This window comes from Streptomyces sp. NBC_01224 (assembly GCF_036002945.1).
Classification (GTDB): domain Bacteria; phylum Actinomycetota; class Actinomycetes; order Streptomycetales; family Streptomycetaceae; genus Streptomyces.
The window spans coordinates 3,163,743-3,187,614 of sequence record NZ_CP108529.1; the positions used below are offsets into that span (position 1 = coordinate 3,163,743).

Annotated in this window: 18 protein-coding genes and 1 pseudogene; 6 read left to right on the forward strand and 13 right to left on the reverse strand. The window is 70.8% G+C overall.

Translation table 11 applies throughout. The features are described 5' to 3' along the window. Window positions 1-109 precede the first annotated feature (109 nt). On the forward strand, window positions 110-1,561 hold the full coding sequence (locus OG609_RS13560) for a zinc-dependent metalloprotease (protein ID WP_327273038.1): 1,452 nt from the start codon (window positions 110-112) through the stop codon (window positions 1,559-1,561). Further along, complete coding sequence (locus OG609_RS13565; RefSeq protein ID WP_327273039.1) at window positions 1,558-2,103, forward strand: NUDIX hydrolase; 546 nt, start codon at window positions 1,558-1,560, stop codon at window positions 2,101-2,103. The genes OG609_RS13560 and OG609_RS13565 overlap by 4 nt, the downstream gene beginning before the upstream one ends. Before the next feature lie 82 nt (window positions 2,104-2,185). Here OG609_RS13565 and OG609_RS13570 read toward each other — a convergent pair whose 3' ends face one another. The 4 genes from OG609_RS13570 to OG609_RS13585 form a co-directional block, all read right to left on the reverse strand. After that, window positions 2,186-2,941, reverse strand: coding sequence for an AIM24 family protein (locus tag OG609_RS13570; RefSeq protein ID WP_327273040.1), 756 nt, complete (start codon window positions 2,939-2,941; stop codon window positions 2,186-2,188). A gap of 19 nt (window positions 2,942-2,960) precedes the next feature. Beyond that, entirely contained in the window at window positions 2,961-3,641 is a 681-nt protein-coding gene (locus OG609_RS13575; RefSeq protein ID WP_327273041.1) for an AIM24 family protein, read from the reverse strand. Window positions 3,642-3,652: 11 nt separating this feature from the next. Further along, a complete protein-coding gene (locus OG609_RS13580; RefSeq protein WP_327273042.1) occupies window positions 3,653-5,251 on the reverse strand; it encodes a TerD family protein in 1,599 nt (532 codons plus the stop codon). 107 nt (window positions 5,252-5,358) lie between these two features. Next, window positions 5,359-5,982, reverse strand: a complete 624-nt coding sequence (locus OG609_RS13585; protein WP_327273043.1) for a M48 metallopeptidase family protein — start codon at window positions 5,980-5,982, stop codon at window positions 5,359-5,361. Between the two features lie 220 nt (window positions 5,983-6,202). Between OG609_RS13585 and OG609_RS13590 the strand changes: the two genes are divergently transcribed. Together OG609_RS13590 and OG609_RS13595 are read left to right on the forward strand one after the other, a co-directional pair. Further along, a complete protein-coding gene (locus tag OG609_RS13590) occupies window positions 6,203-7,348 on the forward strand; it encodes a ThiF family adenylyltransferase (protein ID WP_327273044.1) in 1,146 nt (381 codons plus the stop codon). Window positions 7,349-7,389: 41 nt separating this feature from the next. Beyond that, entirely contained in the window at window positions 7,390-8,784 is a 1,395-nt protein-coding gene (locus tag OG609_RS13595; RefSeq protein WP_327273045.1) for an ABC1 kinase family protein, read from the forward strand. 486 nt (window positions 8,785-9,270) lie between these two features. On the opposite strand, the gene OG609_RS13605 is transcribed toward OG609_RS13595, so the two are convergent. The 4 genes from OG609_RS13605 to OG609_RS13620 all read right to left on the reverse strand — a co-directional run bounded on the left by OG609_RS13605 (window position 9,271) and on the right by OG609_RS13620 (window position 12,919). Next, a complete protein-coding gene (locus OG609_RS13605) occupies window positions 9,271-9,594 on the reverse strand; it encodes a hypothetical protein (RefSeq protein WP_327278039.1) in 324 nt (107 codons plus the stop codon). Between the two features lie 32 nt (window positions 9,595-9,626). After that, a complete protein-coding gene (locus OG609_RS13610) occupies window positions 9,627-9,995 on the reverse strand; it encodes a WhiB family transcriptional regulator (protein WP_327273047.1) in 369 nt (122 codons plus the stop codon). A 173-nt stretch (window positions 9,996-10,168) separates the two neighbouring features. After that, complete coding sequence (locus tag OG609_RS13615) at window positions 10,169-10,501, reverse strand: hypothetical protein (RefSeq protein ID WP_093897473.1); 333 nt, start codon at window positions 10,499-10,501, stop codon at window positions 10,169-10,171. 165 nt (window positions 10,502-10,666) lie between these two features. Next, window positions 10,667-12,919, reverse strand: a complete 2,253-nt coding sequence (locus OG609_RS13620; RefSeq protein ID WP_327273048.1) for an ATP-dependent DNA helicase UvrD2 — start codon at window positions 12,917-12,919, stop codon at window positions 10,667-10,669. Between the two features lie 158 nt (window positions 12,920-13,077). On the opposite strand from OG609_RS13620, the gene OG609_RS13625 reads away from it, so the two are divergent. Next, the gene (locus OG609_RS13625) at window positions 13,078-13,332 is read left to right on the forward strand and encodes a mycoredoxin (protein ID WP_093897475.1); all 255 of its coding nucleotides are present in this window, start codon (window positions 13,078-13,080) and stop codon (window positions 13,330-13,332) included. 99 nt (window positions 13,333-13,431) lie between these two features. Here OG609_RS13625 and nudC read toward each other — a convergent pair whose 3' ends face one another. From nudC to OG609_RS13640, 3 genes are read right to left on the reverse strand one after another with little or no spacing between them, the layout of a single operon-like run. Beyond that, the gene (gene nudC, locus OG609_RS13630; protein WP_266358136.1) at window positions 13,432-14,379 is read right to left on the reverse strand and encodes an NAD(+) diphosphatase; all 948 of its coding nucleotides are present in this window, start codon (window positions 14,377-14,379) and stop codon (window positions 13,432-13,434) included. Between the two features lie 44 nt (window positions 14,380-14,423). Further along, the gene (locus OG609_RS13635; protein ID WP_327273049.1) at window positions 14,424-15,818 is read right to left on the reverse strand and encodes a dipeptidase; all 1,395 of its coding nucleotides are present in this window, start codon (window positions 15,816-15,818) and stop codon (window positions 14,424-14,426) included. Between the two features lie 10 nt (window positions 15,819-15,828). Further along, a complete protein-coding gene (locus tag OG609_RS13640; protein WP_327273050.1) occupies window positions 15,829-19,320 on the reverse strand; it encodes an ATP-dependent DNA helicase in 3,492 nt (1,163 codons plus the stop codon). A gap of 172 nt (window positions 19,321-19,492) precedes the next feature. Between OG609_RS13640 and OG609_RS13645 the strand changes: the two are divergent. Beyond that, window positions 19,493-19,648, forward strand: a pseudogene (locus OG609_RS13645) (SAM-dependent methyltransferase); the annotation flags it as partial. A gap of 43 nt (window positions 19,649-19,691) precedes the next feature. Here OG609_RS13645 and OG609_RS13650 read toward each other — a convergent pair. Both OG609_RS13650 and OG609_RS13655 read right to left on the reverse strand, forming a co-directional pair. Next, window positions 19,692-23,138 carry an ATP-dependent helicase gene (locus tag OG609_RS13650; protein WP_327273051.1) on the reverse strand — a complete coding sequence of 1,149 codons (3,447 nt, stop codon included), beginning with the start codon at window positions 23,136-23,138 and terminating at the stop codon, window positions 19,692-19,694. Window positions 23,139-23,350: 212 nt separating this feature from the next. Continuing rightward, complete coding sequence (locus tag OG609_RS13655; protein ID WP_327273052.1) at window positions 23,351-23,776, reverse strand: MGMT family protein; 426 nt, start codon at window positions 23,774-23,776, stop codon at window positions 23,351-23,353. Window positions 23,777-23,872: the final 96 nt, after the last annotated feature.

Sequence of the window (23,872 nt, forward strand, 5' to 3'; positions counted from 1 at the left end):
GCCGGCGGAGCACTGAGGCCCCAAGCGGACTTTTGGTGTCTACGCTGGATGGTGATGTCGGGCAGTCGCCGTCGGTTCGAGCCGGCGGCCCTACGAGCCGAGGAAACCCGTGAGTGACACCCCATTCGGATTCGGCCTTCCGCCGGAGGAGCCGGAGAACGGCGACGAGGGCAAGAAGAAGGACCCCACCGGAGGTGGGCAGGGTTCCGGCGGGCCGGCGAACCCGTTCGGCTTCGGGCCCGGTGCGGGCGGGGACAACCCGTTCGCGGCGATGTTCGGCACGATGAACCCCAACGACCTGGGTGCGGCCTTCCAGCAGCTCGGCCAGATGCTGAGCTACGAGGGCGGCCCCGTGAACTGGGACATGGCCAAGCAGATCGCCCGCCAGACGGTCTCGCAGGGCACGCCGGACGGCACCAAGGACGCGAGCGTCGGCCAGTCCGAGCGGTCCGCGGTCGACGAGGCGCTGCGGCTTGCCGACCTCTGGCTGGACGGCGTGACGTCGCTGCCCTCCGGTTCGGTCTCCACCGTGGCGTGGAGCCGTGCGGAGTGGGTCGAGGCGTCCCTCCCCGCCTGGCAGAAGCTGGTCGACCCGGTGGCCGAGCGCGTCGGTCTGGCCATGGGCGATGTGCTGCCTGAGGAGATGCAGGCCATGGCGGGCCCGCTGATCGGCATGATGCGGTCCATGGGCGGCGCGATGTTCGGCCAGCAGATCGGGCAGGCCGTCGGTGTGCTGGCGGGCGAGGTGGTCGGTTCGACCGACATCGGGCTGCCGCTGGGCCCGGCGGGCAAGGCCGCGCTCCTTCCGCTGAATGTGGAGAGGTTCGGCAAGGACCTCAGCGTGCCGCAGGACGAGGTGCGACTGTATCTGGCCCTGCGCGAGGCCGCCCACCAGCGGCTTTTCGCTCATGTTCCGTGGCTGCGCTCGCATCTGTTCGGCGCCGTCGAGGGGTATGCGCGCGGCATCAAGGTCGACACGAGCAAGCTGGAGGATGTGGTCGGCCAGTTCGACCCGTCGCAGCCGGAGCAGCTGCAGGACGCCCTTCAGCAGGGCATGTTCCAGCCTGAGGACACGCCGGAGCAGAAGGCCGCTCTGGCCAGGCTGGAGACGGCGCTCGCACTGGTCGAGGGCTGGGTGGACGCGGTGGTGCACGAGGCGGCGAAGTCTCGTCTGACCTCGGCGGACGCACTGCGCGAGACCATGCGCAGGCGCCGCGCCTCCGGCGGGCCGGCCGAGCAGACGTTCGCCACGCTCATCGGCCTTCAGCTGCGTCCGCGGCGGCTTCGTGACGCCTCGCGCCTGTGGGCGTCGCTCACGGACGCCCGCGGTCTCGACGGGCGCGACGCCCTGTGGGAGCACCCCGACATGCTGCCGACCGCCCAGGACCTGGACGATCCGGACGGCTTTGTGCATCACGAGCAGCTGGACTTCTCCGAGCTGGACAAGATGCTCGGAGAGGCCGCGAAGGGTGCGCAGAAGCCCCGGGCCGAAGCGGGCGACGCGGGCTCCGAGGAAGCCGACGACCGGAAGAGCGACGGCAAGGGCGAAACCGACCAGTGAGCCTGTACGACGACGCCGTTCTCGCACTGAAGGGGTACGAGAACCTGGACCCGGCCCAGGAGGAACTGCGCCAGGTCTATCTGGACCACCTGGTCCGGCATCCCGACGGCATGTGGAAGGCCTGCGAAGCCGGACATCTGACGGCAAGCGCACTGGTGATCGATCCGGAGCGCGGCCGGGTCCTGCTCACCCTCCACCGCAAGCTGCAGATGTGGCTGCAGATGGGTGGCCACTGCGAGCCGCAGGACGCCACACTGGCCGCCGCGGCGCTGCGTGAGGCCACCGAGGAGTCCGGCATCAGCGGCCTGACCCTGCTCGCGGGCGGACCGGTGACGCTGGACCGCCACCCGATCCCCGCGCCCTGTCACTGGCATCTGGATGTGCAGTACGCGGCGCTGGCGCCGTCGGGCGCGAGGGAGCAGATCAGCGACGAGTCGCTGGACCTGCGCTGGTTCGCGTACGACGAGGTCGCGTCGGTGGCCGATACATCGGTCGTGCGGCTGATGACGCGCGTCCGCGCAGCCCTGGAGCAGCGCGGCTAGGGATCGACATGCGGCACTGCTGAGGGTCGGTCTCCGGGGAGACCGACCCTCAGCAGTGTTGTCCGTGCCGGCGCGGTGCGGCTCAGTTCCAGGAGTTGTTCTGGTTCTGGCCGTGGGCGCCGTGCTGGCCCATTCCGTACTGGGCCCGGACGCCCTGGCCGATCTCGTGGTTCTGCGGGGGCAGCACCTCGCTCGGCTGGACCAGGGCGAAGCCCTGGCCGAGGAAGCTGAGCTCCCAGCCCTCGCCGGTGTTGCCACGCCGCCGCCAGACGCCCGAGGAGTGCGTCTGGGCCTGCATCTGCACGCGCAGCGAGCTGGACCAGGCGACGATCGCGTCGGCATCGGCATTGACGTACTTGTCCGGCGTGACCTGCATCATCAGCGGCTGGCCAGAGGTCATCAGAGCGACCTTGCCGGTGCCGGAGATGTTGAGCTGGTACTTGCCGGTGCCCGAAATGCCGTACTGGCTGTCCACCGCGATGACCTCGGTGTGCAGCGAGGAGTCGAGCGCCAGGACGTAGGCGCTGTCCACCGTCATCCCGTCGTGGTCGACGTCCACGACATGGATGTACTGCGCGAGGTTGGCGAGATAGACGGTGCCCTGCCCGGAGCAGCGCATCAGGTCGAGGCCCTCACCGGTGCTCGCGCGGGCGCGGCGCTGCCCGTGCGACTGGTACTCGCCGTCGAACTCCATCAGTCCCTGATAGGCGACCATGGCGCCCTTGCGGGCGAGGACGTCGTCCTGGCCGGTCAGCGAGACCCGCAGGAGCTGCGGATTCTGGACGGTGTACCTGTCCTGGGACTGCTGTTCCGTGTAGCTGAAAAGCGGACTCTGCATGGTGTGTTCTCCCTCCCCCTCAGTTCCGGACCCGCAGGCGGTCGGTGCTGTCTTCGCTCGGCTGTACGACGACGATGCCCTGGCCGGAGAAAGCCATCTGGTACGCCTCGCCGCTGCCGCGCCCGATGAGTGAGGATGCCTTGAAGCTGCGCTTGCCCTTCACCTTGAGGTTCGGGGACCACGCCACGAGGGCGTCCGGGTCGACGTAGGTCTCGTCCTCGCCGCGTCCGCAGTCGACGACGATCGGTGTGCCGCGCGAGGTGATGGCGACCCAGCCGGTGCCCGAGATGCAGACGTTCCACAGGCCCTGCCCGGCGAACTTCGCGAGGCCCTTGACCCGCTCCACGCCCCAGGTGAGATGGCCGTCGAAGGCGAGGACGTTGGTGCCGTTGACCGAGAGGGAGTCGTTGTTGAGGTTGATGACGACCACATCGGCGCCGTAGTCGGCGAGGTAGAGCAGTCCGTCGCCGGAGCACTTCATGATCGGTGCGCCCTCGCCGGTGATCCACTGGGAGGCGATCTGGCGTACGGCGGGCGGGTTGGGTTCGTACTGGATGAAGCCCTCGTACGAGACCATCGAGCCGGTACGTGCGTAGAGGTCCTGGCCGGTGGCCATGGCGACCTTGAGCATCGTACGGCCGTGGTTCTCCATACGAGCCGTGACGGGGGTCGGGGCGTAGCCCGCGAGTTGCTGGTTCATGACGGGCTCCCTCAGACCTCGTAGGGCTGGACGACGATGAAGTTGCCGGGGGCGCCCCGGAACTGAAGGTTCACGGTCTCTCCGCTGTGTCCCGGGTACGCGTTGCGGCGCAGCCGGACCTGGCTGGAGATGATCACCTGCGACGCCGACGACCAGGCCACGACGGCATTGCAGTCGGCGAAGGTGGTCGGGGTGACGGGCAGGACGACAGGGACGCCGTGAGTCTTGACGACGACCGTGCCGGTGCCCTGGAACTGCATGGTGAACAGGGCGCCGCCGGGGATGCCGTGGCCCTCGATCCTGCGGACCTCGTGCTGCAGCGACTCGTCGAAGGCGAGGACGTTCTCCGCCGAGACGCAGATGCCGTCGCCCTGCAGCTCGATGGCGTGCAGATGGGAGCCGTCCTCGGCCAGGAAGACCTGTCCGCGGCCGGTGCAGCGCATCAGCTGCATTTCCTGGCCGGTGGAATTGCCGACGATGCGGCCCGCGAAACCGGCACCCTTGTAGCTGAAGTCGACCTTGCCCTGGTACATCACCATGCTGCCCTGACGGGCGAGCACGGGCGTGCCGCCCATGGTGAGGTCGACCCGCATGAGCTGCTGGTTCTGCGGGGTCCAACGCTGCCCGGTGGCCGTCTCCTTGTACGGCTGGAGCGCGGCCTGAAGACCGGCCCCGGCCTGCGGCACGCCTTGCGGTACTCCCTGGGGCATTCCGGGAGACTGCTGGCCGTAGGGAGCGGGGGCCTGCTGCCCGTACGGGGCGGCGGGCTGCTGGCCGGGGATCTGCCCGAACTGCGGCTGCTGGGACGGCTGGCCCGGCTGCCCGTACGGAGCCGGGGCGGGGGCGGGCGGCGGCACCATGCCACCGAGCGGCGCCATCGGGGCTGCCATCGTCGGCGCGGAATGCATCTGCTGTTGCGGCGTGGGGGCCGGGGCGCCGAAGGACGGGGCCGGCTGCGGGGCTTGGGGTGCCTGCGGTGCGGCCGGCGCGCCGAAGGGCGGGGCGGGCGCCGGTGCCGCCGCCTGCGCGGGCGGGGCGAACGACGGGGCGGCTGCCTGCGGCTGAGGTGCGGCGGGCTCCTCCTCGGCGACCTCGCCCCCGAAGTTCTTCAGCAGCGCGTCGAGGCCACCGTCGAAGCCCTGGCCGACGGCGGCGAACCGCCAGACGTCCTTCAGGTAGAAGTCGCCCAGCATCACCGCACGCTCAGTGGTGAACTCCGAACCGTTGAAGGCGTACCTGACGACTTCCTCGCCACCCGCGACGATCCGGATGTATCCGGGGCCGACCTGGGACATCTGCCCGGCGCCGTCGACCGTCGCCGTGAACGACAGCTTGTGGATGTTCGCCGGAATGCGGTCCAGAGTGACGCGGAACGACTCGGTGTCACCGGCCTGGGCGCCGAGGAGCTGAATGGACTCCTCGGGCGATTTAGGCTGATTGAAGAAGATGAAATACCGGTCGTCGGAGAGCTGCTCATTGGCATCGAGGCCGAAGCAGCTGATGTCAAAGGTCAGTCCCGGGCCGGCGATCTGCACACCTACGTACAGGTCCGTCCCCGGCGTGAGATCGCTGATCTTGGCCTTGTGGCCGCGTTGGAATTCCCTGGCCATGCGTAACGACCGTCCCCCATCCCGAATGTGAATGCGTCGCGCCAGGCTAACCGCAAACTCCGACATTGAGCTAAGTCGGTACACACCCGGTACAGAATCGCCGAACGTCACTCACCGCGCGCAGCAGGCAGATGCGGCAGCCGGTCGGCCGCCACCACCCCTTCGAGGTAGCCGCGAGCCCGCTCGGTCCGCGGATACGCCTCCAGCAGCCGCCAGAATCGCGGACCATGACCGGGGACCAGCAGATGCGCGAGCTCATGGACGAGCACGTAGTCGACAACGTACTCGGGCATGCCCTGCAGCCGGTGCGACAGTCGGATGCTGCCCTCAGCCGGGGTGCAGGACCCCCATCGGGTGTTCTGATTGGTCACCCACCGCACCGACGCGGGTCTTGCCCGGCCCTGAAAATACTGGGCGGACAACCGTGCGGCCCGCTCGGCAAGTTCGCTGTCACCGAGGATGCGTTTGCTCTCCTGGGCAGCGAGTTTGTCGAGCATCACGTTCACCCAGCGCTGCTCCTCGGCCTCCGACATCCGGGCAGGGATGAGCACGATGGTGCGGTCTCCCTCGCGGTACGCGGAGACCGTTCTGCTGCGGCGATTGCTCCTGCGGACCTCGACCGCGCTCGTTGCCGAGGCGCGGGGCGGACGGCCCGCCGCGCTGCGCTGATGGGTTCCGGCGCTGCGCGCGGGGGTCTCCCCGGCGAATCCGGATGACGGGTCGGCGGGCACGCCATGACGTTACCCGGTGTCGGTGGGGGAAGTCCCGCCTCCGGGACGGTTCGCGCTTGATCCGCTCCACGGCATGCACCATTTGAACGACTAATACCCCACGCCTGTGGATAACTTTCTGCAAACTTCGACGCCGGCCTGCATTCTGACAACGGATCTCGCGGAGATCCGGGCCACAGCCCACGCACAGAGATCATGGAACACAGACCGGGGGAACGCCGTGTATCCGATGTTGAAGCCCGCACTGCGCCGTGCGTGGCGCGGCCGGGGCACCGTGCAATTCGGGGTGACCCCCGCTCATGCGGTGAAGCTCGGTCCGATGGATATCGCAACGGGCTGTTTTCTGGAACTGCTCGACGGTACGCGCGGCCTGCCGCTGCTGCGCGAGGAAGCCCGTGCTTTGGATCTGTCGGACCTTCAAGTGGACACCTTGGTGGGCCGATTGACGGATGCGGGCCTGATCGACGATGTGCGGGCTGTCGGCCCGGAGACCGATGCGTTACGGAACCGGCCCGGCGCCCTGGAGCGGCACCGCCCCGATCTTGCGTCGCTCTCCGTCGTCCATCCCGAGCCGGGCGGCGGGATGCGGCGGCTGGCGGCCCGTCGGGCGATGCGGGTCCAGGTGCGAGGGGCCGGCCGGGTCGGTGCCGCGATCGCGGCGGTGCTGTCCGGAGCCGGGGTGGGCCGGGTGGAGGTTCTGGACGGCGGGTGCACCGAGCCGTGGGACGTCTCACCCGGCGGGCTACCACCAGCAGCCGTCGGGGAGCGCAGGGACACCGCCGCCCGGCAGTTGGTGCGCAGGTCCGCCGCGGGTTCGGCTCCCCGGGCATCGGAGGCGGCGGGTTCCTCGACGGGTGGTGAGCCGGGGCTGTCACTGATCGTGGTCGCCCCTCGCGACGGCCTAGGGGTGTACGCCCCCGACCCACGTCCGGCCGAACCGTGGATCGCTTCGGGGACTCCCCATCTCTATGCCGGAGTTATGGAGGCGACGGGAGTGGTCGGCCCCCTGGTCCTGCCCGGGGGTACGGCGTGCGCGGGGTGTCTGGCGCTGGAGCGTGCGGACCGGGATGAGCAGTGGCCAAGGATGCTGTCTCAGTGGCAGTCCGGGCAGCGCACCGCTGTGCAGGCCTGTGACCTGGGGCTGGCGACTGCGGTGGCCGGTCTGGCGGCCGCCCACGCACTGTCCTTCCTGGACGGGGAGCTGCCCGCCAGTACGGGGACCCGCTGGGAGGCCGCGCTGCCGCTGTTGGACTGGCGGTCCGAGCAGATCCGGGCGCACCTCGGCTGTTCCTGCGGAGCAGCTGGGCACACTGAGGGGGAGCACGCCTCCGGGGTCGAAGCGGCGCACGACACAATGGCCGGGTAACCGCCGCACGCGGTACGGCAGTCTGGGATTTGGAGGGGCTCATGTCTGATCTACCCCGGAAAGCGGTCACCCGTACCGCCAAGTTGGCCGCCCTGCCACTGGGCTTCGCCGGCCGCGCCACGTGGGGTCTGGGCAAGCGGATCGGCGGGAAGTCGGCGGAGTTGGTCGCCCGGGAGGTGCAGCAGCGCACTGCGGATCAGCTCTTCAAGGTCTTGGGCGAGTTGAAGGGCGGGGCGATGAAGCTGGGGCAGGCCCTGTCCGTCTTCGAGTCGGCGCTGCCCGAGGAGGTCGCCGGACCGTACAGGGCGGCGCTCACCAAACTGCAGGAAGCCGCACCTCCCATGCCCAGCGGCACCGTGCACGCGGTGCTGGAGGAGCGGCTCGGCGAGGACTGGCGGGAGCTGTTCCTCGAATTCGAGGACAAGCCGTCGGCCGCCGCATCGATCGGTCAGGTGCACCGGGCGGTGTGGCACGACGGGCGGGAAGTCGCGGTGAAGGTGCAGTATCCGGGCGCCGGCGAGGCGCTGCTCTCGGATCTGACCCAACTCAGCAGGTTCGCCCGGTTGCTCGGTCCGTTGATCCCCGGAATGGACATCAAGCCGCTTATCACGGAGCTGCGCGACCGCGTCTCGGAGGAGCTGGACTACGAGCAGGAGGCACGGTCGCAGCGGGACCACGCCGAGGAGTTCGCGGCCGACCCGGATGTGGCAATCCCCGGTGTGGTGCACCAGTCCGACCAGGTTCTGGTGACGGAGTGGATGGACGGTGTTCCGCTGGCCGACGTGATCGCGGAGGGCACGCCGGAGCAGCGGGACCGGGCCGGCCAGTTGCTGGCGCGCTTTCTCTTCTCGGGCCCAGCGCGCACCGGGCTGCTGCACGCGGACCCCCATCCGGGCAACTTCCGGCTGCTGCCCCCGGAGGACGATGCCGGCGAGGCCGGGCAATGGCGGCTCGGAGTGCTGGACTTCGGCACGGTTGACCGGCTGCCGGGTGGTCTGCCGCGGCCGATCGGGGACTCCCTGCGGCTGACGCTGTCGGGTGATGCGGATGCGGTGTACGAACTGTTGCGCGAGGAGGGGTTCGTCAAGGACTCGATCGACCTCGACCCGGATGCGGTGCTCGACTATCTCCTCCCGATCATCGAACCGGCACAGGTGGAAGAGTTCACCTTCACCCGGAGCTGGATGCGTAATCAGGCGGCCCGGATTGCGGATCCCCGCTCCCCCGCTCATCAGCTCGGCAAGCAGCTGAATCTGCCGCCCGCCTATCTGCTGATACACCGGGTGACACTGAGCACGATCGGGGTGCTGTGCCAGCTGGGTGCGACGGTACGGCTGCGTGACGAACTGGAGTCCTGGGTACCGGGTTTCCTAATGGAGGCTCAGCAGGAGTCCGTGGTACAGGAGTTGGCGGGCGACGCGGCCGCCGGTGCGTAGGGAAACCCTCGGGACCGGCCCGGGTTGTACTCCCGCCCCGGAGCGTCGTGCCCCGAGCCGTGACGCCCCGGGCCATCATGCCCGGGCGGCACCACCAGGAGCGTCACCACCAGGCAGAATCGAGACGGCTCTCGATCGCCCTGATATGAGTGCGGGCGCACTCTTCGCAGAAGTACTGGTGTCTGCCGTTCTCCACGGAGCAGATCCAGGTCGGCGGTGCGCTCCCGCTGTCGGCGGAGGTACCGCAGAGGGCACAGACGACCACGGCGGCGTCCCTCTGCGCGGGTTGCTGAATCCGGTGATGAGTCTCCTCGTCCACCTCGTGACGATAACTCCGTCTCTGCTGTACCGCGCGGCACCACACAGCACGACCGCGGGGCCGGCCCGTTCGGACCGGCCCCGCGGAAGGGGTACTGACTATGGGTACTGATTTGCTGCTGGGCAGAGCGGCTGCCCGGCAGCGGGTGCTGCTGGTGTTCGGCCTGACTAGTGCATGACTGCCATGGCCAGCGCACGGCGAGCGCGCATCGATGCGCGCTCGGCCCGGCGCTGCATCCGGCGCGCGGCAACCAGGCGCACGGCCTGGCGTTGCGCGTCGGCTTCCCTCAGTCGGTCGTGCATATGAGCACGAGCCAGGGCTTCTGGGATGAGTTGCATCTCGCGGGTCCTGTTCTGACGCGAGTCGTTCGCGCCGATGATCGTGACGTTCGGTGTTGCGGAGCCGACGGGCTCATTCGTGGGGACGGACATTGGTGCCTGATTTCGGGGATCGCGGGTGTGGGGACGGTCGATGGTTCCGATGCGCTTCATGGGTTTGGGGGCCGTGACCCCCAGTCCGGCGGTCACGCCGCGACCGGGTTCTTGCGCGGACGGCCACGCGGCCGCTTGCGAGCAACGACAACGCCCTGGATGAAGAGCTCACCACCCCAGACGCCCCACGGCTCGCGGCGCTCCTTGGCGCCGGCGAGGCAGGCCTCGACGAGCGGGCAGGTACGGCAGAGGGACTTGGCGTACTCGACGTCGGCCGGCGACTCGGCGAAGAAGACCTCCGGGTCGTAGGAGCGGCAGGGGACGGGCACGCCGAGGTTCTCGATGGCGTCGTCGAGCGCGGTGAGCGCAGTGAGGGGGATCAAGGTGGAGTCCTCCGTGAGGCCGGGCGGCGGGATCGTTCCGGAAGGCGGTACGGACGGGGCGTGCGCTTCGAGTTGCACGGTGGGTGGTGTCCTCGTCTGGTCGTTCCGGCCTGTTGGCCGGGGGGCGGCTGGTACCGGGTGGTGCTTGTCCCGAGGCTCCTTCGCGCTGTCTCGTCCGTTTGGACAAAACAAAAGGGCCGCGGATCCCGAGTGGGGTTCCGCGGCCCTGAAGGCGCCGGCCTGATTCTGAATCAGGCTGGATCACTCCAGGGTTCAGGCCCACGGAAGGCCCACATCGTGTGGTGCATCGTCTGCTTCTTGGCGCCGGATTCCGCTCCTGCACCGACGGCCGCAAAGGCATAGGCCTGGGCCTGTCCCTTCGCTACTGCTGCTGCCGGTGCCTGGGTCGGTCGCTCATTGCGCTCCCGCACGGGGAGGTTCGACAGGGACAGCGGGCTGACGGCGGAAATGCCGGACAGACCGGTGCCACGCAGCGAGAACTCCGAAGAGCAGGCGAGGCCGAGCGAGCAGGCGGAGACGACCGAGAGATCGGTCATTTTGTTGGTCTCGATGATGCTGATCACTTCAATCGCCTCCTCTCGGCGTCTCGGGGGGACCGGCGGGCCGGTCCTGCGTATTCGGATAAGTACAGCACAGGACCAGGGCTTCAGAGAAGTCGCTGTTCCCGTGGTTAAGAACCTATGGTGATGACTGGGGCGGGCGCAAACTATTTTTTCGACGAGTTTTTCTCACACCTCGTCAACGGCCGCCCCGAGCCCTTCTTCCACCGTCTCACCTGCGCAAATGGCAAGGACCGCGGTCCCGAACCGGTCCAGCTTCCGCGCGCCGACCCCGGAGATCCCGGCCAGTTCGCCCGCGCTGCCCGGCACCGCCTCGGCGATCGCCATCAGCGTCTTGTCCGTGAATACGCAGTACGCGGGCTGACCGATCTCCTTCGCCCGGACCGCCCGCCAGTCGCGCAGCCGCTCGTACAGCGCCTCGTCCATGTCGGAGGGGCAGTCGTCGCAGCGCATCAGCTTCATCTCGCCCGCATCGGTGAGGGTCTTGCCGCAGACCCGGCACCGGGCAGGGCCGCGGCGGCCGCGTTTGGCGACCGGTCCGGGGCCCCGTTCGGTCCCACCGCCTCCGGCCGCGCCGCGCGTACCGAGGGCCACCGAGCCGGGGCGCAGTCCGTTCAGGAACCGGCTCGGGCGCCGTCCGGCGCGGCCGCCGGGCGAGCGGGACAGCGACCATGACAACGAGAGATGGAAGCGCGCCCGGGTGACGCCGACGTACAACAGCCGACGCTCCTCCTCGATCTGCTCGTCGGTCTTGGCGTAGGTGATCGGCATCATGCCCTCGTTCAGCCCGACCAGGAACACGGCGTCCCACTCCAGGCCCTTCGCCGAGTGCAGCGAGGCGAGTGTGACTCCCTGGACCGTGGGGGCGTGCTGGGCGGCTGCACGCTCGTCGAGCTCCGCCACCAGATCGGAGAGCGTCGCCCCCGGCTTGGCCTGTTCGAAATCCTCGGCGAGCCGGACCAGTGCGGCCAGGGACTCCCAGCGGTCGCGCACCGCGCCTGAGCCTGCGGGCGGTTCCGTGGTCCATCCCTTGGTGGAGAGCACCGCGCGCACCTCCGCCGGCAGCCCCTCCGCGTCGTCGAGCAGGGAGTCGTTGCCCCCCGCGCGGGCCGCGCCGCGCAGGGCGATGCCCGCCTCCCGTACCTCCGCGCGTTCGAAGAAGCGCTCCGCGCCCCTCAGCTGGTACGGCACGCCCGCGTCGGCCAGGGCCTGCTCGTAGACCTCGGACTGGGAGTTGACCCGGTAGAGCACGGCGATCTCGCCGGCCGGGACGCCCGCGGCGATCAGATCGCGGATGCGACGAGCGGTGCCTTCGGCCTCCGCGGGCTCGTCCGCGTACTCCGTATAGACGGGCTCGGGGCCGGGCTCGCGCTGTGAGACCAGTTCGAGCCGGTGCTCGGCGGCGCGGCCGCGGGCCTGGCCCAGCAGCCCGTTGGCCAGATGGACGACCTGGGGAGTGGAGCGGTAGTCCCTGATCAGCTTGACCACCGTCGCATTGGGGTGACGGGTGCGGAAGTTCAGCAGGTGGTCGGGGGTGGCTCCGGTGAAGGAGTAGATCGTCTGGCTGGCGTCACCGACGACGCACAGGGTGTCCCTGTCGCCGAGCCAGAGGTCGAGCAGCCGCTGCTGGAGCGGGCTGACGTCCTGGTACTCGTCGACGACGAAGTGCTGGTACTGGCGGCGGACGTGGTCGGCGATGTCGTGGCGGTCCTGAAGGATGGCGACGGTGAGAAGCAGCACATCCTCGAAGTCGATCAACGAGCGGTCGCGCTTCAACTGCTCGTACATCGCATAGATCTGGGAGATCTCGGCCGGATCGCGCGGGGCGTCCCGCTGGGTCTTGGCGACCACGGCCGGATAGTCGGCGGGCACGGTCTGGGTGACCTTGGACCACTCGATCTCGCTGGTGACGTCGCGCAGCTCGTTGCGGTCGAGCCGGATGCGGCAGCGGGCCGCGGCCTCGGCGACCAGCTGGACCTTGCGCTCCAGCAGCCGGGGCAGGTCACCGCCGACCGCTTTCGGCCAGAAGTACTGGAGCTGGCGCAGGGCGGCGGAGTGGAACGTCCGCGCCTGCACCCCGCCCGCGCCGAGCTGGCGCAGCCGTCCCCGCATCTCGCCCGCGGCCCGGTTCGTGAACGTGACGGCAAGCACACTTGCCGGCTGGAGTATCCCCGCGCGCACCCCGTAGGCGATGCGATGTGTGATCGCACGCGTCTTGCCCGTACCGGCTCCGGCCAGCACACACACCGGGCCGTGCAGGGCCATGGCGACCTCGCGCTGCTCGGGGTCCAGGCCGTCGAGCACGGCGTCGGCCGACTCGGGAACCTGTGGGAAAAGGGAGGAATGCGTTGCTGCTGTCACCCCGCCATGCTGCCAGGTCGGAAGAGGCGGGCGCGGAGGTTGTCCACAGGGGGGCCGCATCTGTCGTACTAATGCGGGGGTGGCGGCGGGAATGGTGATCGGCTCACGTACGTTCCCTTTCCGTGCGGCGACGCACTTTCCAGCTTTTCCGCGTGCCGGATGAGACGGATGAGACAGACGAGTCTGACAAGACTGACGAGACAGAGGAGCGCGAAGACATGTCGGGCACTGTGACGATGTACAGCACCACGTGGTGCGGCTACTGCCGTCGGCTCAAGAGCCAGATGGACCGCGAAGGCATCGCGTACAACGAGATCAACATCGAGCAGGACCCGGACTCCGCGGCCTTCGTCGAGAAGGCCAACGGGGGCAACCAGACCGTTCCCACCGTCCTGGTGGTCGGCTCCACGGGTGTCGAGGCCGTCATGACGAACCCGTCCCTGGCCCAGGTGAAGCAGGCGCTCGCCGCCTGATCCCGCTGCTCCCGCAGCACAGTCGCGCCCCCTCCGGTCGAACACCGGAGAGGGCGTTCCTGTACGCGTCCGGGGGCGCCGCAGCCCGTACGCCGTGCGTCAGCCGACTGTTCCCGGCCTCGGGAGCGGCTTGCCGTACCAGAGTTCGATCAGGCGGGCCGCGATCGAGATGCCGAACGGGGGCATGATCTCGCCCGACTCGAAGGCCGCCGTCAGGTCCTCGCGGGAGAACCAGCGGGCCTCCTCGATCTCCTCACCGTCCACGTCGATCTCCGACGAGGTCGCCCGTGCCATGAAGCCCAGCATCAGGCTGGACGGGAACGGCCATGGCTGGCTGGCGATGTACTCGACCTCGCCGACCGTGACGCCCACCTCCTCGAACACCTCGCGGGCCACGGACTGCTCGATCGACTCCCCCGGCTCGACGAAGCCCGCGAGCGTCGAGAAGCGGCCCTCGGGCCAGTGCACCTGGCGGCCCAGCAGGGCGCGGTCCTGGTCGTCCGTCACCAGCATGATGACCGCGGGATCGGTGCGCGGGTAGTGCTCGGCGCCGCAGGCCTGGCAGCGGCGGATGTGGCCGGCCGCCGCGATGACCGTGCGTTCGCCGCAGCGGGAGCAGAAGCGGTGCAGTCGCTGCCAGTTCTCCAGGGCCACCGCGTGCACCATCAGGCCCGCGTCGCGGGGGCCGAGCAGCAGTCCGGCCTCGCGCAGGCCGGCCGGGCGGGCCGGCTGGTCCATGCGGCCGGGCAGGGAGTCCTTCTGGAGCGCGAAGTAGCTGACGCCGTCCTCGTCGGTGCCGAGGAAGTAGCGGTGGGTCTCGGTGACCGGGGCCTCGAAGGCCGGGGTCATGACGATCTCCGTACCGCCGTCGGCCGTGTCGTCGATCAGCACCTGCCCGCCGGAGACGACGAACACACGGGTGGTCGGGTGGCTCCACGCGGCGGACAGCCAGGCCTCGTCGAGGCGGTGGTGCGCCGCGCGGTCGATGCCGCTGGGCGCCGTGAGTCCGATGGGCCGGTCTGCGGTGGCGTTGTCGAAGGTGCTCACAGGTGCTTCCTACTCCCCCGGGATGGATCGGGTGTTCAGAGGATTCAGCGGAGTGCGGCGGCCAGCTCGCCCCAGAGGTGGGCAGCTGTCTCCACGCCCTTGAGCAGGAGGTCGAGTTCGACCTTCTCGTTGGGGGCGTGCCAGCCGTCGGACGGTACGGAGATGCCCAGGAAGAGGACGGGCGCGCCGAGCACGTCCTGCAGGTCGGCGGCGGGTCCCGAGCCTCCTTCGCGGGTGAAGAGGATCTTCTGGCCGAAGGCCCGCCCCATGGCGCGGGCCACGGCCTGCAGAGCGGGGTGGTCCAGCGGGGTCAGACAGGGGCGGGTGGCGGGGGCGAAGGTGATCCGGTGACGGACACCGGCCGGGACCTGTGCCTCGGCCCAGGCCCTGACCACCTGTTGGATGTGGTCGGGGTCCTGGCCCGCGACCAGCCGGAAACTGATCTTCACCAGGGCGGAGGACGGAATGATCGTCTTGCTTCCGGCGCCCTGGTAGCCGCCGCCGATGCCGTTGACCTCGGCGGTGGGGCGGGCCCAGATGCGTTCCAGAGTGGAGTGGCCGGCCTCGCCCGACGCCGCTCGTGACTTGGCGGTACGCAGCCAGGTGGCCTCGTCGAAGGGCAGCTCGGCGAAGAGCGCGCGCTCGGTGTCGGTGAGTTCCGTCACCCCGTCGTAGAACCCGGGGATCGCGACCCGTCCGTCCGCGTCGTGCAGTGCGGCGACGAGCCGGGCCACGGCGGTCGCCGGGTTGGGGACCGCGCCGCCGAACGAGCCGGAGTGGATGTCCTGCTCGGGGCCGTACAGCTCGATCTCGCACTCGGCGAGGCCTCGCATACCGGTGCAGACCGTGGGGGTGGTCTCGTCCCACATGCCGGTGTCGGAAACGATCACGGCGTCTGCGGTGAGCCGGGCGGCCTGCTCCTCGACCAGGGCGCGGAAGTTCGGTGAACCGGACTCCTCCTCGCCCTCGATCAGCAGCTTGAGGTTGACGGCCGGGGTGGTGCGGCCGGTGGTGGCGAGGTGGGCCCGGACGCCGAGGGTGTGGAAGAACACCTGCCCCTTGTCGTCGGCGGCGCCCCGCCCGTACATGCGGCCCTCGCGGATCACCGGCTCGAACGGGTCGGTGTCCCAGCCGTCCTCGCGGGCGGCGGGCTGCACGTCGTGGTGCCCGTAGACGAGAACGGTCGGGGCGTCCGGGTCGTCGGACGGCCACTCGGCGAAGACCGCGGGAGCGCCGGGCGTCTCCCAGATCTCGGTGGCCGGGAAGCCGGTCTCCTTGAGCTTGGCGGACAGCCACTCGGCGCTGCGTCGTACGTCCCCGTCGTGGACCGGCTGGGCGGACACGGACGGGATGCGCAGCCAGTCGGCGAGGTCGTCGAGGAAGGCTGTGCGGTGCTGTTCGGTGTACGTACGGACGGCGCTGTCCGGGGTGTCGCTCATGGCCTTGAGCCTATCGGCCCGGGAGAGGTGGCTCGTCCAGCAGAAGCCGCTCCAGCTCCGCCCGGCCCGGGAGGCGGGTGGGGCGGACGGTCTCTCCGCTGCGTACGTACAGGAACGTGGCGGTGACCTCGGTGAGCGGCAGATCGTGCAGCTCGGCCCAGGCCAGACGGTAGACCGCGAGCTGGAGGGGGTCGGCGGTGTTGGTGCGAGTGGTCTTCCAGTCGACGATCTCGTACGTGTCCCCGGTGCGGTACACCGCGTCGATACGGCCCCGGATCACCCGGCCGGCCAGAGTGATCTGGAACGGCGTCTCCACGCGGTACGGAGTGCGGCGGGCGTACGGGGTGCGCTCGAAGGCCTCCTTGAGTGCGGCGAGGTCGCGCTCGTCGGCGATCTCGGCGTCGCTCTCGTCGCCGCCGGGCAGCTCGTCCGGCCCGAGCATGGGCAGCGGCAGCTCCTCGAAGCGGGACTCCACCCAGGCGTGGAAACGGGTACCCCGGCGGGCCGCGGGCTGTGGGGGCCGCGGCATGGGGCGGGCCAGTTCCTGGGCGAAGCCGTCGGGGTCGTCGGCGAGACGCAGCAGCTGGGTGGCGGAGAGCGAGGCGGGCACGAGGACATCGCGCACGGTGGCACGGGCGCGGCGCAGTTCGCCGGTGAGGGCGTCGAGGTCGCGGTCCCAGGAGGCGAGTGTGCGGGATTCCTCGGAGGTGAGGCGCTGTTCCCCGGCGGGCTGAGGCGTGCGGGCCGCCGGGATGTGTGGTGTGGGAGCGGGGGCCGGCGGGGGCTCCGTCGACAGGGCGTCCCAGTCGTCGGCCTCGTCGGGGTACGCCTCGCTGTCGGGGAACGGGTCGTCGTAAGGGGCGTCGTGCGGATCGTCGTACGGATCCGGGGCGTCGGACGGCGCCTCGTACGCATCCGGAACACCCCCCGCCGCGGCCAGGGCCTCCAGATGCGCCATCACCGTGTCCGCGGCGGCCCGGCGGCGGGTCAGGGCGGTGTCGTCCAGGGGAAGCGGCCACGCCCGGTCGGCCTCCTTCTCGGCGAGGGCCGGGTTCTCCTCGCCCTCGGCCGGTTCGTCCGCCCAGGCCTCGATCTCGCCGTGTCCGGCCGCGCAGTGCTCGTACAGCGCGTGCAGGAAGTCGGACGGGCCGCGCGGCTTCTTCTGGGTCGGGCCCCACCAGTGGCCGGAGCCGAGCAGCAGGGTGCGGGGCCTGGTGAAGGTGACGTATCCCAGGCGGAGCTCCTCGGTGTGCTGGTGCTCCTTCATCTCCTCCTTGAAACCCTTGAGCCCCTTGGCGTCCCAGGAGTGGATGACGGGGAGGGTGGCCGTGTCCCCGCGCAGGGCGTGCGGGAGGACCTTGGGCTGGGAGGTCCAGGCGTCGCGGGACTGGCTGCTGGGGAACTGTCCGGTGACCAGGCCGGGCACCGCGACGACGTCCCACTCCAGACCCTTGGACTTGTGGGCGGTGAGGACCTTGACGGTGTTCTCGCCGCCGGGCAGGGCGTTGTCCAGGCCCTTCTCGTACTGGACTGCCGTGCGCAGGAAGCCCAGGAAAGCAAGGAGGGTGGCCTCGCCGTCGGCGGCGGCGAAGCGGGCCGCGACGTCGAGGAAGTTGGCGAGAGTCTCGCGGCGGCGGGCGGCCAGGGCGTGCGGCGATGCGGAGAGCTCGACCTCCAGGCCGGTGGTGGCGAGGACGCGGTGCAGCACGTCCATCAGGGGGTCGGCCAGCGAGCGGCGCAGGTCGCGCAGTTCGGCGGCCAGGCGGGCGAATCGGATGCGGGCCTCGGTGGAGAACGGAAGTCCGTCGTCCTCTCCTCCGCCCGATTCGAGGAAGGTGTCCAGGGCGTCGGCGAGCGAGATCACTTCGGCCGGGTCGATGCCTTCGACGGCCTCGGCAAGGCGGCGGTCGGGGTCGAAGTCGTCCTCGTCGCCGTGGGCGGCGCGGTGGACGAGGAGGCGGGCGCGGCGGCCGAGGAGTGCCAGGTCACGGGGGCCGATCCGCCAGCGGGGGCCGGTGAGCAGCCGGACCAGGGAGGCGTTGGCGCCGGGGTCCTGGAGGACCTCGCACACTGCGACGAGGTCGGCGACCTCGGGCAGGTGCAGCAGCCCGGACAGGCCGACGACCTCGACCGGGATGTCGCGGGCCACCAGCGCGGCCTGGATCTCCGGGAAGTCGCCCGCGGTGCGGCACAGGACGGCGATCTCGCCGGGTGCCTTTCCGGTCCTCACGAGGTGGGCGATCGAGTCGGCGAGCCAGTCGATCTCTTCTGTGTGGGTACGGAGCAGGGCGCAGCGGACGATGCCGTCTCGCTCGGCGCCCGGGGCGGGGCGCAGTGCCTCGACGCCTTCGTGCATGGCGCGCAGGGGCGCGGCGAGGCCGTTGGCGAGGTGGAGGAGGCGGCCGCCGCTGCGGCGGTTCTCGCTGAGGGAGTATCGGGTGGCGGGGGTGCCGTCGGCGTGCGGGAAGTGGCGCGGGAAGTCGTCGAGGTTGGCGACGGACGCACCGCGCCAGCCGTAGATCGCCTGGCAGGGGTCGCCGACGGCGGTGACGGCATGACCGGTGGCCACCGACCCGGTGGTCGCGCCGGACTCCGCCCCGGTCTTCGCCTCCGTGACCCTGTCCTCGGGGCCCCTGCCGAAGAGGGCGGAGAGCAGCAGACGCTGGGCGACGGAGGTGTCCTGGTACTCGTCGAGCAGCACGACGCGGAATTCGTCGCGCAGGATCGCGCCGACCTCGGGGCGGGTGAGGGCCAGCTCGGCGGAGAGGGCGATCTGGTCGCCGAAGTCGAGGACGTCGCGGCTCTTCTTGGCCTCGCGGTAGCGGCGGGTCAGTTGCAGCAGCTCTCGGCGGGCCTGGGCCGTCTCGGGGATCTTGCGCAGCTCGGCGTTGGTGAGCCGGGCCGATTCGAGCGTACGGAGCAGGTCGGTGTCGTACTCCGCGAGCTGTTCGGGGCGTACGAGATGCTCGGCCAGCTCGGCGTCGAGGGCCAGCAGATCACTGACCAGCGTGGGGAACGACCTCGTCAGGGCCGGATACGGGCCGGGCGCCTCGCGCAGTACGCGGGCGGCCAGCTGGTAGCGGGTGGCGTCGGCGAGGAGGCGAGTGGTTGGTTCGAGGCCGATGCGCAGCCCGTGCTCGGTGAGGAGCCGGCCGGCGAACGCGTGGTACGTGGAGATGCTGGGCTCGCCCGGAGGGTTGTCCGGATCGATGGCGTCCGGATCGGTGACCCCGGCCGCGATCAGGGCCTTGCGGACGCGCTCGGCGAGCTCGCCCGCCGCCTTGTTGGTGAAGGTGAGTCCGAGGACCTGCTCCGGGGCGACCTGGCCGGTCCCCACCAGCCACACCACGCGCGCCGCCATCACCGTGGTCTTCCCCGACCCGGCTCCGGCCACGACCACCTGCGGGGCGGGCGGCGCTGTGATGCAGGCCGTCTGCTCCGGGGTGAACGGGATCCCGAGGAGCTCCTTCAGCTGCTCGGGATCGGTGATGCGTGAGGACACCCGACAGAGGCTAACCGCGCGCACTGACAACGTGCCGGGGCCGCCGGACTGTCCGGGCGGGCCGGTGGCCCGCAACAGGCCCGGCCGACAGCGCGCAACAGGATCGCCCGGCGGTCCGGGTCCCGACCGCCTTGAGCGCTGATCACCTCAACTCCTTTGCGAGGGCGGCCTCATGAGCACTCGCCGTATCCGGTCCTGCCGTATCGGCCCGCACCAGCGCACCGATACGGCCAAGGCGCATCCGGCCCGGGTGTATGACGTATTTCTCGGTGTCGAGGACGACTGCCCCGCCGACTGTGAGGCGGCGGCCACCGCGAATGCCGTCCACGTCGTGGTGGCCCTCAGGCCCTGACCGAGCGGCCGGAAGGCTCTCACTCCAGGATGTGACGGCCCTCCGGCTGTGCGCTGCACGAGGCACGGAAGGTGCAGTGTGTGCAGTGCTGGCCGGTCGTGGGGGTGAACCGTTCGTCCAGGACCCGGCCGGCGGCCGTGGCCAGCAGGTCGGGGACCCACTCGCCGGAGAGCGGTTCCTGGGCCTGCACCTTGGGAAGGGCGTCGCCGCCCTCCTTCTTCGGGGCGGGCTGTCGCAGCTGTACGAGTTCGGCGCCGCCGGGGACGGGGCGATTGCCGTCGAAGATCTCGTCGACCGCCCCTTCCCGGACGGCCAGCTGGTATACGGCGAGCTGGGGGTGGCGGGCGACCTCGTCCTTGGTCGGGGACTGTTTGCCGGTCTTGAAGTCGACGACGTACGCCCGGCCGTCGGTGTCCCGTTCGACGCGGTCCATGGAACCGCGGATCCGTACCTCGTACTCCCCCGCTTCGAGCGTCACGTCGAAGTCGTGCTCGCTCGCGGCGGGAGTGCGGCCGGTGCGGTCCATGACGTGCCAGCTCAGGAAGCGTTCGAGGGCGGCCCTGGCCTGTTCCTTCTCCTGCTGGGACTTCCAGGGGGCGTCGAAGACGAGGCCGTCCCAGACCGAGTCCAGCCGCTCCATCAGGACAGCCAGATCGGCAGGGGTACGCCCGGAGGCCACCTCGTCGGCGAGTACGTGGACGACGTTGCCGAAGCCCTGTGCGGCCGTCGCCGGGGCGTCCGCCTTCACCTCGCGGCCGAGGAACCACTGGAGCGCGCAGGTGTTGGCGAGCTGGTCGAGCGCGCTGCCGGAGAGCGACACGGGCTGGTCCCGGTCGCGGAGCGGAACGGCGGAGCGGGTGGGCTCGTACAGGCCCCACCAGCGGTAGGGATGGGCCGCGGGTACGAGCGGCTGGCCCTCGTCGTCGGTGAGCGCGGCGAGGCGGGCGAGGCGGTGGGCGGCCTCCTCGCGCAGGGCGTCCGAGGCATCGGGGTCGACGGTGGTGGCGCGGAGTTCGGCGACGAGCGCGGCGACGGCGAGCGGTCGGCGCGGCCGGCCGGTGACGTCGCGCGGTTCGACGCCGAGCTCGGTGAGGAAGCGGGACGGCTGATCGCCGTCGTCGGCGGGCGCCTTGACCGCGGTGACGACGAGACGTTCGCGGGCGCGGGTCGCAGCGACGTAGAAGAGGCGGCGTTCCTCGGCGAGGAGGGCGCCGGGGGTGAGCGGTTCGGCCAGGCCGTCGCGGCCGATCCGGTCCGCTTCGAGGAGCGAACCGCGGCGGCGCAGGTCGGGCCAGAGCCCCTCCTGCACCCCAGCGACGACGACGAGGCGCCACTCCAGGCCCTTTGACCTGTGCGCGGTCATCAGCCGTACGGCGTCGGGTCGCACCGCGCGCCTGGAGAGGGTGTCGGCGGCGATGTCCTGGGCGTCGACCTCCTCCAGGAAGTTGAGCGCGCCGCGCCCGCCGGTGCGTTCCTCGGCGCGGGCCGCGGTGTCGAAGAGCGCGCAGACGGCGTCGAGGTCGCGGTCGGCGTTGCGGCCACCCGCACCGCCGCGCAGCGCGGCACGCGCCAGCCGCCCCGGCCACGGGGTGCCGGCCCACAGCTCCCAAAGGGCTTCTTCCGCGGTACCGCCGCCTTCGAGGAGCTCGCGCGCCTTGCGCAGAAGCGCGCCGAGTCGCTGGGCGCCGCGGGCGTACGCCGGATCGTGCGCGACGAGCCGTTCGGGCTCGGTGAGCGCGCGGGCCAGCAGGTCGCCGGAGGGCGCCGGTACGCGATTCCCGGCGGCCCGCTCCTCGTCGCGCAGGGCCCGGCCGAGCCGACGCAGGTCGGCCGCGTCCATGGAGCCGAGGGGGGAGGTGAGGAGGGTCAGGGCCGTCTCGGTGTCCAGCCAGGGCGCTTCGGGGGCGGATTCCCGGCCGGGAGCCTTTTCGGGGTCCTGGCCGGCAGCCTGATCGGGCTCCCGGCCAGGAGGAGCCGGGGCCTCCGCCTCCGCACCCGGCGCACCCCGGCGCAGCGCCGCTGCGGCGACCGCGCGGAGCGCCGTCAGCAGCGGGGCCACCGCCGGTTCATGGCGCAGGGGGAGGTCGTCGCCGTCGACCTCCACGGGGACGCCCGCCGAGGTCAGGGCCCGGCGCGCCGAGGGGATCGTGCGGCCTCCGGCCCGTACGAGCACCGCCATCTCGTTCCATGGGACGCCGTCCTCCAGATGCGCCCGGCGCAGCAGATCGGCGATGTTGTCGAGTTCGGCGGAGGCGGTCGGGTAGGTGTACGTCTCCACGCTTCCGCCCTCGCGGACGGCGGCGAGCTCCCGGTGGGCGCGGACCTTCGCCGAGGGCAGCCGGGTCAGCGGCATCCGCCGGGTGAGCAGCCGGGTGGCGGCCAGCAGCTGTCCGCCGGAGCGACGCGAGGTCGTGAGGACGCCGACCGGTGCCGGGGCGCCGTCCGCCCGCCGGAACATCTCCGGGAAGTCGAGGATGCCGTTCACATCGGCGCCCCGGAACGCATAGATCGACTGGTCCGGGTCACCGAAGGCGACCAGGTCCCGGCCGCCCCCGGCGCCCGGCCCGCTCCCCCGGTTGCCGGCCAGCGCGTGCAGCAGCCGTACCTGCGCCGGGTCCGTGTCCTGGTACTCGTCCACGAACACCGCGTCGTACTGCCCGGCCAGCAGCGCCGACACCTCGGGGCGTTCCGCGAGCAGCACGGCCCGGTGCACCAGCTCCGCGTAGTCCAGTACCCCCTGCGCGTCCAGCACGTCCAGGTACTCGGCGAGGAATTCGGCGGCGGCGCCCCAGTCCGGTCGGCCGGTGCGGCGGGCGAAGTCGGTCAGCGCGTCCGGGCCCAGGCCCAGCTCGCGGCTGCGGGCGAGCACCGCCCGTACCTCGTCGGCGAAACCGCGCGTGGTCAGACAGGCCCGCAGCTCGTCCGGCCAGCGGATGTGCGCGAAGCCGTCCTGTTCCAGTTCGAGCTGGCCGGCGAGCAGCTCGCGGACCGTGACGTCCTGCTCCGGTCCGGAGAGCAGCCGCATCGGTTCGGCGAAGAGGTCGGCGTCCTGATGGGCGCGGACCAGTGCGTAACAGAAGGAGTGGAATGTGGTGGCCTGCGGACCGCGGGCGGCACCGAGCCGGGCGGCCATCCGGTCGCGCAGCTCCACGGCGGCCTTGCGGCTGAAGGTGAGGACCAGGATGCGGGCCGGGTCGCCGCCCCCTGCGACACGTGCGGCGACCGCCTCGACGAGCGTGGTCGTCTTGCCGGTACCCGGTCCGGCGAGCACCAGGAGCGGGCCTCCGGGGTGATCAACCACCGCACGTTGCGCCGCGTCCAGGAGAGGGGGATCCACGGAGCCCGGCGGGGTACGCACCAGTCGGTACGCGCCCGCGGTCCTCTCCCTACGCCCCTGCGGGCGTGGGGGGACCCCCTGCCGTGCCTGACGGTGCGGACTGTGCCGGGTGGAGGAGGAGGAGCTCACGTGGATCGCCGGTCCTGGTGGGTGTGCTGGTGCTGAGGGTGCGGTGCGTGCCGCGAACTGTCGACGCTACGCCAGCGGGGGCGCGGTCCGGGGCGAGTCCGCTGCGTACCTCGTCACGTTCCGCGTCACGGGGGCCGTCGCGTATCGCTTCGTGTTCCGCATCACGCGCCGGGCCCGGCGCCGCCCGTTGCGCCCCCGAATGGCCGAAGCTGTCAGATGTGAGCACCTCCGCCCTTGTCCCTGTCCGCGTCCGCGCCCGCACCGCCGGTGACGCCGTCCCACCGTGCCCGCTTCATGTCGAGTCGCGGCAGATGGCCCTCCGCGCTGCGCGACGCCTCGCGCAGCGGGGTGCTCTCCTCGCGGTAGTGGTCCAGCGCCCGCAGTTCGTGACCGGGCAGCAGGGCCCCGTCTGCGCGCACCACGCGCCACCACGGCACCGCGGCCCCGTACAGCGCCATGACCCGGCCGACCTGGCGCGGGCCGCCGTCGCCCAGCCACTCGGCGACATCTCCGTACGTCATGACACGGCCGGGCGGAATCAGCTCGGCGACATCGAGCACCCGCTCCGCGTACTCCGGCAACTCGTCGATCGTCCGGTCGCCGCTCGTCCCGTCGCCGCTGGTCCGGTATTGGCTCATCCGGCCCATCCTGCCGTACGCCACCGACAGCCCGGCCCGGTCCGTGTGCGCCCTTTCACGGGGCGTGCGTGCGGGAGCAAAGGAGCGTATGTTGCG

Bases quoted from the DNA above. Each gene is read 5' to 3' on its own strand.
- OG609_RS13655 (WP_327273052.1), bottom strand. From the start codon at position 23,776: ATGAGCCAATACCGGACCAGCGGCGACGGGACGAGCGGCGACCGGACG.
- OG609_RS13595 (WP_327273045.1), top strand. From the start codon at position 7,390: ATGTCTGATCTACCCCGGAAAGCGGTCACCCGTACCGCCAAGTTGGCC.
- OG609_RS13580 (WP_327273042.1), bottom strand. From the start codon at position 5,251: ATGGCCAGGGAATTCCAACGCGGCCACAAGGCCAAGATCAGCGATCTC.
- OG609_RS13575 (WP_327273041.1), bottom strand. From the start codon at position 3,641: ATGAACCAGCAACTCGCGGGCTACGCCCCGACCCCCGTCACGGCTCGT.
- OG609_RS13635 (WP_327273049.1), bottom strand. From the start codon at position 15,818: ATGAGCGACACCCCGGACAGCGCCGTCCGTACGTACACCGAACAGCAC.
- OG609_RS13620 (WP_327273048.1), bottom strand. From the start codon at position 12,919: ATGCGGCCCCCCTGTGGACAACCTCCGCGCCCGCCTCTTCCGACCTGG.
- OG609_RS13625 (WP_093897475.1), top strand. From the start codon at position 13,078: ATGTCGGGCACTGTGACGATGTACAGCACCACGTGGTGCGGCTACTGC.
- OG609_RS13570 (WP_327273040.1), bottom strand. From the start codon at position 2,941: ATGCAGAGTCCGCTTTTCAGCTACACGGAACAGCAGTCCCAGGACAGG.
- OG609_RS13605 (WP_327278039.1), bottom strand. From the start codon at position 9,594: ATGAAGCGCATCGGAACCATCGACCGTCCCCACACCCGCGATCCCCGA.